We start from the raw sequence: 15,840 nt of genomic DNA on the forward strand, positions 1-15,840 counted from the left end.
TTTACCCGGTATTGTCAACCTTCAACGCTATCGGGGAAAGCGTCGGCTCCCTCCTCCCAGCTACCGGTCGCGCGCATTGTTTCCAGAACCGTTCGCCGCAGGGGTGGAAAGTGGTGCCGCCACTCCTGCTCACTGCGACTGGCCAGACCGACCAGCAGGCACTCTTTGAAGAGGTCGTCGATCGCCCGGCCGCAGAGTCGCACGAGAAGATCCTGGCCCACCTCGGCGGGGATCGGCAGCTCCCCCTCCCCGGGCTGAGCACCCTGCGCGGTTAAGTATTTCATGCTCAACCGGGGGCGCTGTTCGGCATCGAAGCGGATGGCCAGGACCGCCGGGTCGTCCCCGCCGGCCCACAGCAGGTCCCTATCGACCAGGCGATTCAGGCAGGCGGCATGGAGCAGCCCGCGGTGGCGACTTTGCAGGGTCTGGTAGCAGGGCCCGATCTCCGGGGCCGGAGCCGAGCAGAGCGGACATGCCGCAGCGAACAGCCCCGGGCGACCGTCGGTGGGCGGCAAGGAAGCGGGTCCCTGCGCCGCCAGGGGGCCCGGCTGCAGGGCGAGTCGCTCGATGACGAACTCGGCAAGAAGCTTGAACTGGCCATGCACCTGGGTACCACGGGCATGGGTCAAGACCGGGTAAATGCGACTGGAGAGGCCACTTGCCAGGCTCTCCACCTTGGGACTCTTGGCGATTGCGGTCGGCGCCACCTGGTACCCCCGTTCGCGGGCTCCCCAGACCAGGAACTCATGCATGCCGAGGTTGTCCCGCAGCCGCAGACGACCGTCGATCAGGCTCGGCACCAGCCAGAGGCGGCCCGGGCCGCTATCCGAATCGGCGAGCAGCGCCTGCAGCGCCGCCGCGTTGACCAGGGAGGCGCGGTCCTTGACCGGCGTCAGCACCAGGTCGGCGGCGAGCAGGGCGTTGTGGCTGACCAGGTCGAGGATCGGGCGCGTATCAAGGATCAGCACCCCCGACAGACGCGAGCGGCTGAAGAGCCGCCGCAGCTGCCCGGGGTCGTCCCCGACCGGCGCCAGCCGCCGTGCCGAGGAGAGAAAGGCAACGCCGTATTCGCCCAGTGTCGCCAACTCCTCCGGCAGTTGGCCGCGAAAGAGGCCGTCTACGGACCCGCCGCTGCGCCCGGCGATGGCGAACATGTTATCGACGGAAAAATGGTTGTCGAAAGAGGCGATGGTTACCGGCAGGTCTTCATGCAGGGCCTTAAGATAGACCGCGAGATTGGTCGCCAGCGTGGTCTTGCCGACGCCACCCTTTTCGCTCGCGACCACCACCACGTAGGGGCCGCCACCCGGCAGCCGCAGCTGCTTATCCGCGCTCATCACGCACCCTTGGCCATCGCAAGCTCCTCCTGCACTTCTTCCCAGCGCCGGTAAAGTTGGCCAATCTTCTCCTGCAGGGCAGCGTGCTGGCTCGACGCCTTTCGCCACCCTTCCACGTCCGCATAGAGGGCCGGGTCGGCCATAGCAGCCTCGACGGTGGCCAATGCTCCTTCCGCCTCCTCAATCGCCCCTTCCAGTTCGGCCAGCTCCTTCTGCCGCCGTTTTTCCAGGCGCTGCGCCTCCTTGCGCTCCTCGTGCTGGCGCCGGCGGTCCTCCCGGTCGAGCGGCACACCGTCGCTGCTGCTGCCGACCAGGGCCTCGACCCGCTGCTGGGAATGCCCCCCTTCCCCGGCGGCCGCCTTGGCGCTGAGAAAATCCTCGTAGTTGCCGAGCCAGGAGGTCGCGGCACCGCCACCGACCTCGATGACCCGGGTCGCCAGGGCATCGACGAAGTAACGGTCATGGGAGACGAAAACAAGGGTCCCGGCATAGTGCTGAAGCGAGGCGAGGAGGACCTCCTTGGAGGCGAGGTCAAGATGATTGGTCGGCTCATCGAGCAGGAGCAGGTTGGCCGGCCGCAGCAGCAGGATCGCCAGGGCCAGGCGGTTGCGCTCCCCCCCGGAGAGGACCGCCACCCGCTTGTGAACATCGTCCCCGGAAAAGAGGAAGGTGCCGAGGATATCCCGCACCCGCGGCACCATCGCCATCGGTGCGGCGCTGGTAATCTCTTCGAGAACGGTGCGGCTGGCATCGAGGACCTTGGCCTGGTCCTGGGCGAAATAGGCGAGCTGGAGGTTGTGTCCGGGAGTGCGTTTTCCGGCGCGTGGCGCCTCGACTCCGGCCAGCAGCCGCATCAGGGTCGATTTGCCGGCCCCATTGGCGCCGACCAGGGCGATGCGTTCTCCCTTTTCGACGGTCAGGTCGATACCGTCGAGGACGGTGCGCTCATTGTAGCCATGACGGATGCCGGTCAGTTCCAGGGCCAGCCGGCCGCCCTTGGGCGGGTCGGGGAACCGGAAGAAGATTTTTCGCCGCGGCGGCGGCACATCGATGCGAACGATCTTCTCCAGCTGCTTGATCCGACTCTGGACCAGGGAGGCCTTGTTCGCCTGGTAGCGGAAACGGCCGATAAAGGCCTCGGTGCGCTCGATCTCCTCGTCCTGGCGGCGCTTCGCCTCCTGCAAGGCATTGACCCGACGCTCCCGCTCTTCGAGGTAGCGGCTGTAGTTGCCGGGGTATTCGGTCAGGCTGCCGTTCCAGACCTCGACGATGCGGCCAACCACCTGGTCGAGAAAGAAGCGGTCGTGGGAAACGAGCACCACCGCGCCGGGATAGCTGGCGAGGTAGGCCTCCAGCCAATCCCGGGCCGGCAGGTCGAGGTGGTTGGTCGGCTCGTCCAGCAGGAGCAGGTTGGGACGCTGCAACAGCAAGCGGGCGAGGGCGATGCGCATCTGCCAGCCCCCGGAAAAGTGCTCGCACGGTTTTTCCCAGTCCCCCTCGGCGAATCCGAGGCCGCGCAGCACCTTGGCAATCTCGGTCTCCATTTCGTAGCCACCGCGCTGCCGGAAGGTCTCCTGCACCGTCGCGTAGCGGTCGAGGTCGGCCGGCAGGTGCCGCTCGGCGATGGCCGCTTCGAGCTCGCCCAGTTCGCGCTCCATCGCCAGGAGCTCGGCCAGAGCGGTGCGCACCTCGGCAAAGAGGCTCCGTCCGCGATGCTCCAATCCGTCCTGGGGCAGATAGCCGCAGGTCGTGCCACGGGCGATCTGCACCTCGCCCACATCGACCGGAACCTGGCCGGCCAGCACCTTCAGCAGGGTGGTTTTGCCGGCGCCATTCTCGCCGCACAGGCCGACCTTGTCACCGGGCCGCAAGTGCCAGCTGATCCCCGCAAAGAGCCGCCGGCCGCCAAAGTCCTTGATGATTTCTCTCAGCTGCAACATGGGGCCTTTTATAACACATCCCCGGGGTCCTGGAAAACTCCGAATTTCAGGCTTTTGCACCCTCTCGCGGGAGAATTCGGCGCTGGGCAAAGCTGCTGATATCTGCTATAGTTGCGCCGCAACCGGAATGTCCCCGCTTCCGCGACCATGCTTCTTCTGGGCCCCATGGCCCCGACGATAGAGTCAACCAGAGTTTCCCGGTGTCCCGCCGGCGCCCTCCCCGCAGTGCCCGCCCCCTCCCCGCCCGCCCCGGCGGCCGGAAGGTGCAGGGCCCGGGATCAGGACGAAACCGCGGGGCACGACCGGCCGGGCGATCCCGGACCGCACCCCGTTTGAGGCCGCGCCTGGCGCGACCGGAAGGATTTCCATGAGCAAGAAGATGCTGATCAACGCCACCCATCCCGAGGAAAGCCGGGTGGCAACGGTCGAGGACGGCCTGCTGACCGACCTCGACATCGAGTCCGAAGGCCGCGAAATGACCCGCGGCAACATCTACAAGGCGACCGTGGTCCGCGTTGAGCAGGGACTGCAGGCCGCCTTTATCGATTACGGCGCCGAACGCCTCGGCTTTTTGCAGATGGGCGAACTGCACCCGTCCTACTTTGCCGCCTTCGAAGCAGGCGAGGGGAAGGGGCGGCCGCGCATCAACGACCTGTTGCGCCGCGGCCAGGAGATTCTGGTCCAGGTTGTCAAGGAGGAACGCGGCACCAAAGGGGCGGCGCTGACCACCTACCTCTCCCTTCCCGGTCGCTACATGGTGCTGATGCCCGACTCGGATACCAAGGGGGTCTCCCGCAAGATCGAGGAGGAGACGCAGCGCAAAAAACTGAAGGAGGCGATGAAGTCCCTCGACCTGCCACCACAGATGGGCTACATCGTGCGCACCGCCGGGATCGGCCAGACCAAGGAGGAACTCAAGCGCGACTTCGATTACCTGGTCCGGGTCTGGCAGAACATCCAGGAACTCGGCCGCCGGGTCAAGGCCCCGGCGCTGGTCTACAAGGAATCGAACCTGGTCATCCGCTCGATCCGCGATTACTTTACCGCCGACATGGACGAAGTGCTGGTCGATGACCCCGAGGTCTACGAGGAGGCCAAGGAATTTTTCCAGCAGGTGATGCCCGAATATGTCCGCCTGGTCAAGCTGCACCAGGAGCGGCGCCCAATCTTCTCCCGCTACCAGATCGAAGAACAGATCGAGACTCTCTCGCGCAACAAGGTCCCGCTGACCTCGGGAGGTTCGATCGTCATCGACGCCACCGAGGCCCTGGTCGCCATCGACGTCAACTCGGGAAAGATGGCCGGGGAACAGGGGGTGGAGGGGACCGCCTACAAGACCAACATCGAAGCGGCCGCCGAGGTCGGTCGCCAGTTGCGCCTGCGTGACCTCGGCGGACTGATCGTCATCGACTTCATCGACATGCGGGACCGCAAGCATATCCGCGAGGTCGAAAAGGTCCTCAAGGACTCCCTGAAAAACGACAAGGCGCGGGTCACCGTCGGCAAGATCAGCCAGTTCGGCCTGCTCGAAATGAGCCGGCAGCGGATCAAGGCAACCCTCGCCGAGGGCTCCTATCTCTCCTGTCCGAATTGCGGTGGCAGCGGCCGGGTCAAGAGTGCCGAAGCCCAGGCGGTCGGCTTTCTGCGCAAGCTCCACGCCGCCATCGCCCGCGGCCAGGTCGAGCGGGTCGAAGGGGAAGTACCGATCGACGTCGCACATTACCTGCTCAACACCAAGCGCGAAGAGTTGCTGGAGATGGAACGCCGCTACCAGGTGAGCATCTTCATTCGTGCCCGCAAATCCTTCGTCGCCAGCCAGTTCGAGCTGATTGTTCACAAGCGGGAAAAGGGCGAAGTCCGTGACGATCTCTACGCGCCGGTTACGGCCGCTTCTGCCCCCCACCACCCCATCGCTGCTCCCACCCTGGCTCCCGTCGCGGGAAATCTGCCCGCGGTGGCCGAGAGTCCCAAACCGGCGGAGAGTGCAGCGGAAGACCTCCCCCAGCCGTCCGCCCCGATACCTGCGGAAGAGGAACTTTCTCCCGATACTGCCGCCGAAGGCGATGCGAAACGAAAACGGAAACGCCGGCGGCGCAAAAAGAAGAAGGGGGAAGCCGGGGAAAGCGGGGAGGGCCCTGAGGAACTGGCCGCCACTGCGACCGAAACCGAAGATGAGCCGGAGGAGGAAGCGACAGACCTAGGCAACGTCGCTGCCGATTCCGGAGAAGAACCTCAGAAACGCAAACGCAAACGCCGGCGCCGCAAAAAGAAAACGGCGGACGAAACAACCACAAGCGTTGAGGCAACAGGCGAAGGAACAGCTTCTGAGCCGCCGCAAGTCGCCGCGCCGGCACCTGCCGGGGTGACCGAAGTCCCGGAGGAGCCACGGCCGGTGCGAAACCGCCGTCGCAAACCGGCAACCGAGAAGCCGGCAACCGAGAAGCCGGCAACCGAGAAGCCGGCAGCCAGGAAGCCGGCAGCCAGGAAGCCAGCAACCGAGAAACCGGCAGCCGAGAAACCAGCAACCGAGAAACCGGCAGCCGAGAAACCAGCAGCCGAGAAACCAGCAGCCGAGAAACCAGCAGCCGAGAAGCCAGCAGCCAAGAAGCCGGCAGCCAAGAAGCCGGCAGCCAGGAAGCCGGCAGCCAGGAAGCCGGCAGCCGAAAAACCCGCTACTGAGAAACCCGCTGCTGAAAAACCTGAAGCCAAGCGACGGGTGGCCCGGAAACCGGCGGTCAAAACTGCCGCGGCGCCGGAGCCCCAGTCAGCAGCGACCGGGGCGGAGGCTGGCGCGGAGAAGGAACGGACGCCGCGGAAACGGGCTCCCCGCAAAAAACCCGAGGACCTGCCGTCAAAATGAGTCCCAGAACCAAGCGATCGGGGCACCTGGTTGGGTGCCCCGATCGTTTTGTTGGCCAAAGATTCGGCCATGCTCATTCTCTCTTCCCTGCTCCATCCAGCTACAGATACCCCTCCCCGAAGAGAATTTCCAGCGTCAGGACCAGCGAGGGATTTGCCCTGAAATCGTCGGTACGGGAAAATTCGAGCTGCGGCTGCAGTTCGAAGAAAACCCAGCCCAGGTGAATATTGCGCCGGTAGCGCAGGCTTGCGAAATAGCGGTTATCTTCAACCTTTGGCTGAACATCCCCGACAACCCCAACTTCGTAGGCCATCTGCACCCGATCGCCGAGGGGATGGGCAAAGAACAACACCTCGGACCACTCAGGGTTGCGCGGTTGATCATCAGTCCAGTAGAGGGTGCTGCTGGCTCGAAACAGGGCATTTCTCCCGGTACTCCGCTCGAGATCATAACGCAACCGCGCATCCCAGCCGCGCGAACTGTACCATCCCGGGGTCAGGGTAACCCGGCTCAGCCAGGTCCTGCTGAGGGGATGAAGCCAACGGAGCCGCAGGCGCACAAAGGGGTCCGGGGGCCAGTGCAGCTTGATCCCCGGTTGCAGACGGATATCCCAGAACTGCCGCTGCTCCAGGATGTACTGCAAGGATGTGGCGAGGGACTGGTCGCCGAGGTTCTTGGCCAGGCTGTTACCGGTGGTCAGGGTCTCCCCTTCCGCCCCCGGGTCCGGTTCTTCACTCTCCAGCAGCAGGTTGACCTTTTCTTCCAGGTTGGGCAGCCCGATGCGAGCTCGTACCCGGCCATTGCTATCAAGCTCCCCCCCCTTCCCGTAGGTGGTAAAACCACGCAGCTGGATATAGGTTCCGGTCCCCTCTTCATAAACCCGGTTGGCTCCGAAGAAAGAATCGACCTGCCGCGACAGCCCTTCAACGTTGTGGGAAAAGTAGGTATGGAAAGCCGTCAGACTGCCGGTTCCGGGAAGACGCGGCTCCGCATCAGTGGCCACTTCAGTCGCTGGCGGCAAAGACTCGGTTTCCACCGCCAGGGTCAGCTGCGGCAGTAGAAGAAAAAAAGTAATGAGCAAAACCAGAAAGAGCCTTCGGTCCATGAAAATCGTCCTTGCAACGGGAAACCGGTTTCCACAACCGATCGGCACGCCATGGTCACAGTTTAGTACATTTTCTTGAACTGTCCGCGTCCCCCTGCTCGACGGCACCAGTCCCGGAGTCGATCCAGACCGCAGTGGAAAAAAGGCCGGAACGATTTCGCTCCGGCCCTTACCGTGGTCTATTTAAGCGCCTGCAGTTTTTCCAGTCCCTGTTGCAGAATGGCCAGTTTTTCCCGGGCCTCGGCCAGTTTGCCCCGGTCCTTCTCGAGCACTTCGGGGGGCGCCTTGGCAACGAAGGCCTCATTCCCCAGTTTCTTTTCAAACAGGGCCACGTCCTTTTCGACCTTGAGGATCTCCTTGGCCAGCCGCTGCTCCTCGGCGGCCACGTCGATCAGACCGGCCAGCGGCAGCAGGATTTCAACCTCTCCGGCCACCTGGGTGGCGGCCTGTTCCGGGCGCGCGATGCCGACCCCGAAGGCAAGTTCGCCAACCCGGGCCAGGGTACGGATATACCCTTCGCCGGCGGCGAGGATCTCGGCTGCCGCGGCGCTTTTACAGTCCAGGACCGCTGCGATCAGGCGCCCCGGGGGCACATTCATCTCCCCGCGGATATTGCGGATGGCGCGAACCACTTCCATGATCAGCTCCATCCGGGCGGCGCCGCCACCATCGAAGGGGAGCCCGGCACCGGTCGGGTAGTCGCTCTGCATCAGAAAGGCGCAGGGGCGCGCCCCCGGCAGGGCCTGCCAGATCTCCTCGGTAATAAACGGCATCAGCGGATGAAGCAGGCGCAGCAACTGCTCAAGGACGGTAAAGAGGACGGAGCGGGCCCGCTGCCGGGCCGCGGCATCCTCCCCGTAGAGGTCATCCTTGACCAGTTCGATATACCAGTCACAGAAGTTGTGCCAGGTGAAGGCATAAAGAATATTCGCCGCTTCGTTGAAGCGGTAATCGGCCAAGGCCTGGTTGACCTCCCGGGCACTCTCGGCGAGTCGCACCAGGATCCAGCGATCGGCCAGGGTGAGTTCGGCCGATTCGAGGTCGATGGAAGCCGGCTCGAAATCTTCCAGGTTCATCAGAGCGAAACGGGCGGCGTTCCACAGCTTGTTGGCAAACGCCTTGTAGCCGGCGATGCGCTCGGTGGCGAGCTTGATATCCCGCCCCATGGCGGCAAAAGCGGTCAGGGTAAACCGAAGTGCATCGGCGCCATACTCATCGATGACCAGCAGCGGGTCGATGACGTTCCCCTTGCTCTTGGACATCTTCTGCCCCTGGGCATCGCGCACCAGGGCGTGGATATAAACATCCTTGAAGGGAACCTGCTCCATGAATTTCAGGCCCATCATCATCATCCGGGCGACCCAGAAGAAGAGGATATCGAACCCGGTGACAAGACAGGAGGTGGGGTAGAACTTGGCCAGGGTCTCGGTCTGCTGCGGCCAGCCCATGGTCGAGAAGGGCCAGAGGGCGCTGGAGAACCAGGTATCGAGAACATCGGTCTCCTGCGCGAGGTTGCCGCTGCCGCATTGGTGGCAGGTGCTGGCGTCCGCGCGGCTGACGGTGATGGCGCCGCAATCGGCGCAGTACCAGGCCGGGATCCGATGGCCCCACCAGATCTGCCGACTGATGCACCAGTCCTTGATGTTGAACATCCACTCGTAGTAGGTCTTCTCCCATTGGGCCGGGACAATGCGGGTGTCGCCCTGCTGCACCGCCTTGATCGCCTCTTCGGCCAGGGGCCCGACCTTGACGTACCACTGCAGGCTGAGGTAGGGCTCGATCACCGTCTTGCAGCGGTAGCATTCGCCGACGGCGTTGGCGTGGACATCGACCTTCTCCAGCAGGCCAAGCTCTTCGAGGTCGGCCACGACCTTGTTGCGGGCGACATAGCGCTCTAGTCCCTGGTAGGGACCGCCGTTTTCGTTGATGAAGCCGGAGGTGTCGAGAATGTTGATAAATTCGAGGTTGTGGCGCTGCCCCACCTCAAAGTCGTTGAAATCGTGGGCGGGAGTGATTTTTACCACGCCGGTACCGAATTCCCGGTCGACATACTCATCGGCAATAACCGGAATTTCCCGTCCCAGCAGGGGCAGAACCACGCTCTTGCCGACCAGGTCGGCATAGCGCTCATCTTCCGGATGGACGGCGACGGCCGTATCGCCGAGCATCGTCTCGGGACGGGTGGTGGCAACGGTCAGAAAACGCGCCTCCCCCTTGACCGGGTAGCGCAGGTGCCAGAGTTGCCCCTGTTTCTCCTCATGCTCGACCTCGAGATCGGAGAGGGCGGTATGGCAGCGCGGACACCAGTTGATCAGCCGGTTGGCGCGGTAGATCAACCCCTCTTCATAGAGGCGCACGAAGACCTCGCGCACGGCGGTCGAAAGGCCCTCGTCCATGGTGAAGCGTTCCCGCTCCCAGTCGCAGGAGGCCCCCAGGCGCTTGAGCTGGTTGATGATCTGCCCCCCCGACTCGCCGCGCCACGTCCAGACCCGGTCCACGAAAGCCTCCCGGCCGAGATCGTGGCGGTCCGTCCCCTCAAGGGCCAGCTGCTTCTCGACGACATTCTGGGTGGCGATGCCGGCATGGTCGGTCCCCGGCATCCACAATACCTCGTGGCCGGTCATCCGTTTCCAGCGGCAGAGAATGTCCTGGAGGGTATTGTTGAGGGCATGCCCCATGTGCAGGACGCCGGTGACATTCGGCGGTGGAATCACGATGGAGAAGTGGGGTTTGGGCGAGTGCTCATCCGCGTGGAAGCAACCATGATCTTCCCAGTTGCGATACCACTTGGCTTCGACATCCTGAGGCTCGTAGCCCTTGGAAAGTTTCGGTTCCATGTAAGTCACAGTCCTTGACCACAAAAGAGTCGCTAGGAGCCGTCCGCCGGCCCAGAAAAGGAAATGGGGATTTTAGCAATCCCCATTTCTTCAGTCAACGCCATTGTCTGGCCCTCGCTTCAGGCCGTTTTTTTCTTGATTTTGCGAATTTCGTCACGGATCAGCGCCTCGGCCAGGTCGGGCACCACCTCCCAGGCTATCTTCTCCAGGATGCTGCCGGCAAGACGCTCGACGACGGCACCGGCGACCTTGGCAACGATCTTCTCCAGGTCGGCCTCGGAGAGGGAGGCGACGCGCTCCTCCACACCGACCGGTGCAGGTTCCGCAACAGGCTCAGCGGCAGGGGTCTTCGGCACTTCCGGTGCCGCCACCGTAACTGCCGGCGGAACGACGGGCTCCGGTTCCGGCTCTTCCGCGAGATCGAAGGCCCAGTCGTCGCTCTCGGCCGCCGCCGGCTCGGCAGTTTCGGTCGTTTCCTCAGCCGGGAACTCCCATGCTTCGGAGGCAGCCGCCATGGCGGTATCGGGCTCGTCGGCGAAGGGGTCCTCAATCTCCAGAGCCTCGGCGGCCTGCTCCAACGACTCTTCTTCGAAGAAAAACTCTTCCTCCGCGGAAGTCCCCTCGGTGGCCTGCTCCACCGCCTCTTCAACCGCGCTGGTGAACTCCTCGTTTTCCTCGTCAGTGAGCTCTTCGGCGTCGAGGATATCGCTCTCGTCGAGGGGCAGAATTTCTTCCTCGAGATCGCCCCAGTCGGGCTCCGCGGGCTTGGCGACCACGGTGGCTGCCGGGGGAGCAGGCGTGGCTGCCGGGGCAGGAGCTGCCGTCTCGGCTGCCACCGGCTCGGCGAAAAGGTCTTCCTCTTCGAACAGAAATTCCTCTTCGAGTTCCGGAGCCGCCGGCTGGAGGTCGTCCTCCTCAAAAGCGATGGACCCCCAGGGATCGTCAACGGGCGCAGCAGGACCCTCGGTAGCGGCGACCTCGACGGCTGTCGCGACTTCGGGCGCGTCAAAATCCTCCCAGTCGGAACCAGCCGACACTTCCTCGGCGGGAGGAGGAGCTGCCGCTACGGCGGCTGGCGTTTCCGGCGGGGGGGAGGGAGCCACGGGCGGAGTAGCCGCCGGAGCCGGTACGGCACTGAGGAGCTGCTCGACCCGATCGATCAGGGCCTGGGACTCGAAAGGCTTGGCGATCCAGCTTTCGGCGCCGCAACTGCGCGCCTTCTCCTCGTCAAACGGTTCGAAGGTGCCGCTCAGGAGCAGCACCGGAACCCCCTTGAGGTCGGGATCCTGTTTGATAGCGGAGCAGAGATCGTAACCGTTCTTGCCCGGCATAAAGACATCAGCAAGGATCAGGTCGGGATGAATCTCCCGGGCCTTCGCCAGAGCGGTATCACCATTATCGACGACTGTCAGTTCGTAGTCTTCGTTGGCAAAGGTGATGCCGATGACCTTTTGAATCGTGATACTGTCGTCGGCCAACAACAGTTTCTTGCTCATCCAGGCCTCCTTGCCCGCAAAAGGGGCATGCAAAAGCTAACGGGGAAGAGTCGCCAGCAATGCTCCAAGGTCGAGCAGCGGATACGTGTTCCCGTTGTAGACAAAACTCTTTTCCGCCGAAAAGCGGTCGCTCTCCGGTTCACATTCACCCAAGGTGCCCAATCGGCATTCGACAATCTGCAGAATCTGGTCGACCGGAAACCCGAAGGGACCGAACTCGCTCCCGCAAACCATGACATAGGGGCATCCCTCCCCGGAACCGGGAACCGACAGCAGTCCCGGCAAATCAAGGAGGGGCAGGACGTCGCCCTGATGGAGAAAAACCCCCTTGAATCCTGGCCGTATCAATGCCAGTGGGAAAAGCCGCGGTGCCAGCAGGATATGCCAGACATTCTCCAGCGACAGCGCAAACTGCTTCTCCCCAAGCCGAAGCAGAACCAGGCGGGGGGTCACGCTTCGCCCCTGAATTGTTCAAGTTGCGGGGCACGGCAGGCTTGCAGCACCTCACCCCGCCAGAGCGCCAGTCGCTGAAAGGTGGGAAGAACATCCCGCCACAACAGCTCCGGCAAGGGGCGATGTTCAAATTCGCTGGCCGGAAAGATGCCGTCGATATGTTCAACATACAATATCCACGGCTGCGGATTGCCACAGAGAACAACGCGGGCGCCAGCATCGGTATTCGCTTGGCTCAACCCTAATGGGCGGCGCAAATCAACCAGCAAAGACTCATCACCGGCAACGGCAGCAGGTGTCTCCGGCGTTGCTTCGCGAATCTCCACCAGGTCATCGATCGGCAGCACAAAGCCGATCCCGCCCAGACGAAATACCAGGTTCATTTCAGCAGAGTCGGTCATGCCCGAATCCTGGCTCAGCATCAAGCCACTCCCGCAAGCGGCAAACCGGCATCAAAAGTAGCATAGCCAAAGCCGGAGTGTCAAGCCTTCTGAAAGAGAAAAACCGAGAAGTTATGCCAAGTTAAAAGATCTTCCAGGTCTGGGGAAGAAACAGTCGCTGATAGAGATTCATGGCAAAGCGGTCCGTCATTCCGGCGATAAAATCGGCCACCGAAACTTCCCGGGGATCTCCGTCCAGAAATCGTCCCCCATGCTGCTCCAGCGCCTCGGGATGATCCATGAAAAAGCTGAAGAGTTCCTGCAGAATGCGCGATGCCTTTTCAAAATCCTCATGCACACTCCGCACCTGGTAGACATGCTCAAAGAGCCAGCTGCGCAGGGCCACGATCGCTTCGGCCACGGGCTCGGTGAGCCGGACGTCTGCGCCGCCACAGCCAAGAGAGGCCTCAATCATGTCGAGAACCATGGTATTGATCCGGCGTCCATGATCCAGTCCGAGCACTCGTGTAATCACTTCCGGAACCAGCGCGGGGCTGACCAGGCCGGCACGAACGGCATCATCCAGATCGTGGTTGACATAGGCGATGATGTCGGCAAGGCGCACCACCCGCCCCTCCATGGTTAAGGCAAGGGTCTCGGGTGTCCCTCCCAGCAGCGGTCCACGCCCCTTGGAATGCTTGAGAATACCATCCAGAACCTCGGCGGTCAGATTCAGCCCGCGCCCTTCCCGTTCCAGGACGCTGACGACCCGGCCACTCTGGCGAACGTGGCGGAACCCGCCCGGCACCAAGGAATCGAGGACCCGCTCACCGGCGTGACCAAAGGGCGTGTGACCAAGATCATGCCCCAAGGCGATCGCTTCGGTGAGGTCTTCGTTCAGGGCCAAGGCCCGGGCGACCGTTCTGGCAATTTGCGCAACTTCGAGAGTATGGGTCAGCCGGGTCCGATAGTGATCCCCTTCCGGGGCAAGAAAGACCTGGGTCTTGTATTTCAGACGTCGAAAGGCCTTGCAATGCAGGATCCGGTCGCGATCGTGCTGAAAGACGGTACGAATGGGACAGGGCGGTTCCGGGCGAGCCCGACCGCTGCTGGCGCTGCTCAGGGCGGCCCAGGGGGCAAGAAACTGGCGTTCACGATCTTCGCTGAGTTGGCGGATATTCATAAAGTCCGGAGCATATTGCCTTGATTGCCTGCGATGCTGCTACTCTATACCCTACCCCATCGATTGTTGCAAATCAAAACACCGGAGCACCACAGCCATAAACACCGGATCACGACAATGAAAACACCCGCAAGCTCTCCTTCAATCACCTTTGAAAGTCAAAAGTAAAAAAAACCCCCCTTGGTTCATCAAAATTTCACGCATACTTACCTGTCAGGATTATCCCCCTACAAACTTTTTCTGCAGCAGATAACAGAAAACATCTGGGTGAGTTTGATAAAACCGGTACAAAATTTTTTGAATTTTTACTTTTATTATTGATTTATCCAAGAATTATTGTAATAGAATGAACTCTACAACAGCAGCTTCCCCGCATAACAAACAGACCAAGGAGGATATTCAATGGCATCACTTCTGGAAATGGCTACTGAAATCGTTTTGTCGATGGCCGCTTCATCCACCATGTCGAAGGAGGAACTTCTGGCAGAAATTTCCTCGGTACATAAAGGCCTTGCAGCCATCGAGAAGGGCGAGTCCCTACCCGAACAGACCACTGAAGAGCCGACAATGCCCACCATTACGCGCAAAAAGGCATTCGGCAAAGACAAGATCACCTGCATGCTCTGCGGCAAAGAGATGAAGACCCTGGCGCGCCACCTGAAGACCGCCCACGACCTCAAGCCGGGCGAGTACCGCAAGCAGTTTGACATCCCCCGTACCCAGCCGCTGGCAGCGCGGGCCTATTCGGAAAGCCGCCGGCAGATGGCGGTCGATCGCGGCCTCGGTGAAAACCTCGCCAAGGCGCGGGCGGCGCGGGGCAAAACCAAGAAAAAGAAATAGTATTGCCGCTTTGCACGATCCATCAAAAAGGCCGCCCGGGTAACCCCGGGCGGCCTTTTTGATGGATCGTTCGCGGGAGGCGGCTCCCCTCCTTTCGGCTACTGAATGGTGAAGGGGAGAACCTGCAGCACCGTTCCACCGGCATCCCGCACCTCAACCCGCCAGGCCCCGGTCCAGGCCGGGAGGATCTGCTTGGAACTCCAGGTCCGCCAGTTCCCGGAGTGGACCGGCAGTTCAACCCGGGCCATCTCTTCATCTCCGCGGAACCAGACATGGGTCACCGCCGTCGCATCGGTAGCTCCGACCAGTCGGGTATAGCAATAGAGGGTGCCTACCGTAGGCGGAAAGATCTCGGCGACGGCGACCGGGTTACGATCGACCACCTGGGTGGCAATCACCCCTTCGGCCACGGTCACACTGGCAAGGGCAGTCGCGGGGAAACTTCCGGCCAGCAGGATGGCGATCAACAACAGCGGCAACAGGCGCATGACGTCTTCTCCTCGGTTGGTGTCGTAAGTTACGGGTGGGCAAGGCCGGGCCGGTCCCGGGCTACGATTGCCCTTGACCCGGCCATTAGGATACCGTACATTTGGCGGGCTGAAAAGTACCCGGGAATACACCATGAAACGGATTCTGCTCGGCGACCGCCGGGAAAAACTTGTGGCCACCATCGAGATGATCCTCAAGCATTGGGGTTACCGCGTGATGGCGTCCTGCCAACCCGAGCCGCTGTCCCGGTTCCTGGCCGAAGTCCCTCCCGACCTGGTCATCCTCGGCAGCAACCTGTTGACGAGTAAAAACGCCCCCTTTACTGCGCAGGTAACGGACCAGGTCCGGGAGCGACAGCTTCCGCTGCTGGTTCTCACCGATGACGAAGAGCGGGACGACAACTTACCTCCCCACGAAACGATGACAGTCCCCCTCGACATCTTCCGACTCTTCACCCTGATCCAGGACCGCCTGGAAAGTACCCCGCGCCGCAACCTGCGCCTGAAAATCCAACTTCCCGGCATGTTCTACAGTGGCGGCGCACCGGTGATGGCCGAAGTTTTGAGCCTGAGCGCCTATGGCCTCTTCATCAAAACCGGATGCCGGGTCGACAACCTCGAACAACTTTCGGTGATCTTTCCTCTGCTCGGCATGCAGACCGAAATCGAGGTTGCCGGCAGGGTCCTTTACCGGGTCAAACCGGGGCCTGAAAACAACTATCTCCAGGGCGTCGGCATTGAATTTACCGACATCGCCCCGGAGACGGCGCAAACCATCCAGGACTTCATCGAAAGCCGGGTTCTCGAAGAGCTCGCCGAGAGCCATGAAGGGCCGCGGCATTTTGACCTCGCCCAACTCCAGGTTCACAGTCATCGTGATTTGAGCCTACGCGGTACGCCGGCAGACAGGCCCTAGGCGCA

The 15,840-nt window shown here is 62.1% G+C and carries 12 protein-coding genes; 3 read left to right on the forward strand and 9 right to left on the reverse strand.

Annotation, left to right across the window (positions count from 1 at the left end; translation table 11 throughout):
- Nucleotides 1-14: 14 nt before the first annotated feature.
- On the reverse strand, nucleotides 15-1,337 hold the full coding sequence (locus DBW_RS12825; RefSeq protein WP_066727897.1) for a ParA family protein: 1,323 nt from the start codon (nucleotides 1,335-1,337) through the stop codon (nucleotides 15-17).
- Entirely contained in the window at nucleotides 1,337-3,277 is a 1,941-nt protein-coding gene (locus DBW_RS12830) for an ABC-F family ATP-binding cassette domain-containing protein (protein ID WP_066727898.1), read from the reverse strand. The genes DBW_RS12825 and DBW_RS12830 overlap by 1 nt, the downstream gene beginning before the upstream one ends.
- Nucleotides 3,278-3,644: 367 nt before the next feature.
- Here DBW_RS12830 and DBW_RS12835 point away from each other — a divergent pair, with 367 nt between their 5' ends.
- Nucleotides 3,645-6,137 carry an Rne/Rng family ribonuclease gene (locus DBW_RS12835; RefSeq protein ID WP_066727899.1) on the forward strand — a complete coding sequence of 831 codons (2,493 nt, stop codon included), beginning with the start codon at nucleotides 3,645-3,647 and terminating at the stop codon, nucleotides 6,135-6,137.
- 100 nt (nucleotides 6,138-6,237) lie between these two features.
- On the opposite strand, the gene DBW_RS12840 is transcribed toward DBW_RS12835, so the two are convergent.
- The 6 genes from DBW_RS12840 to DBW_RS12865 all read right to left on the reverse strand — a co-directional run bounded on the left by DBW_RS12840 (nucleotide 6,238) and on the right by DBW_RS12865 (nucleotide 13,591).
- The gene (locus DBW_RS12840; RefSeq protein WP_066727900.1) at nucleotides 6,238-7,242 is read right to left on the reverse strand and encodes a hypothetical protein; all 1,005 of its coding nucleotides are present in this window, start codon (nucleotides 7,240-7,242) and stop codon (nucleotides 6,238-6,240) included.
- Between the two features lie 179 nt (nucleotides 7,243-7,421).
- Nucleotides 7,422-10,079 (reverse strand): valine--tRNA ligase, encoded by a 2,658-nt coding sequence (locus DBW_RS12845; RefSeq protein ID WP_066727901.1) that lies wholly within the window; start codon nucleotides 10,077-10,079, stop codon nucleotides 7,422-7,424.
- 119 nt (nucleotides 10,080-10,198) lie between these two features.
- Nucleotides 10,199-11,575: a response regulator gene (locus tag DBW_RS18580; RefSeq protein WP_066727902.1), complete on the reverse strand. Its 1,377-nt coding sequence runs from the start codon at nucleotides 11,573-11,575 to the stop codon at nucleotides 10,199-10,201.
- A gap of 36 nt (nucleotides 11,576-11,611) precedes the next feature.
- Entirely contained in the window at nucleotides 11,612-12,028 is a 417-nt protein-coding gene (locus tag DBW_RS12855; RefSeq protein ID WP_066727903.1) for a chemotaxis protein CheW, read from the reverse strand.
- Nucleotides 12,025-12,450, reverse strand: coding sequence for a chemotaxis protein CheW (locus DBW_RS12860; RefSeq protein WP_066727904.1), 426 nt, complete (start codon nucleotides 12,448-12,450; stop codon nucleotides 12,025-12,027). The genes DBW_RS12855 and DBW_RS12860 overlap by 4 nt, the downstream gene beginning before the upstream one ends.
- A 100-nt stretch (nucleotides 12,451-12,550) precedes the next feature.
- Nucleotides 12,551-13,591, reverse strand: coding sequence for a deoxyguanosinetriphosphate triphosphohydrolase (locus DBW_RS12865; RefSeq protein ID WP_066727905.1), 1,041 nt, complete (start codon nucleotides 13,589-13,591; stop codon nucleotides 12,551-12,553).
- A 402-nt stretch (nucleotides 13,592-13,993) separates the two neighbouring features.
- Here DBW_RS12865 and DBW_RS12870 point away from each other — a divergent pair, with 402 nt between their 5' ends.
- Nucleotides 13,994-14,431 carry a MucR family transcriptional regulator gene (locus tag DBW_RS12870; RefSeq protein WP_066727906.1) on the forward strand — a complete coding sequence of 146 codons (438 nt, stop codon included), beginning with the start codon at nucleotides 13,994-13,996 and terminating at the stop codon, nucleotides 14,429-14,431.
- A gap of 98 nt (nucleotides 14,432-14,529) precedes the next feature.
- On the opposite strand, the gene DBW_RS12875 is transcribed toward DBW_RS12870, so the two are convergent.
- Nucleotides 14,530-14,919, reverse strand: coding sequence for a DUF2914 domain-containing protein (locus DBW_RS12875; RefSeq protein WP_066727907.1), 390 nt, complete (start codon nucleotides 14,917-14,919; stop codon nucleotides 14,530-14,532).
- A 133-nt stretch (nucleotides 14,920-15,052) separates the two neighbouring features.
- Here DBW_RS12875 and DBW_RS12880 point away from each other — a divergent pair, with 133 nt between their 5' ends.
- On the forward strand, nucleotides 15,053-15,835 hold the full coding sequence (locus DBW_RS12880) for a PilZ domain-containing protein (RefSeq protein ID WP_066727908.1): 783 nt from the start codon (nucleotides 15,053-15,055) through the stop codon (nucleotides 15,833-15,835).
- Nucleotides 15,836-15,840 lie beyond the last annotated feature (5 nt).

It is taken from the genome of Desulfuromonas sp. DDH964, assembly GCF_001611275.1.
GTDB lineage: Bacteria > Desulfobacterota > Desulfuromonadia > Desulfuromonadales > DDH964 > DDH964.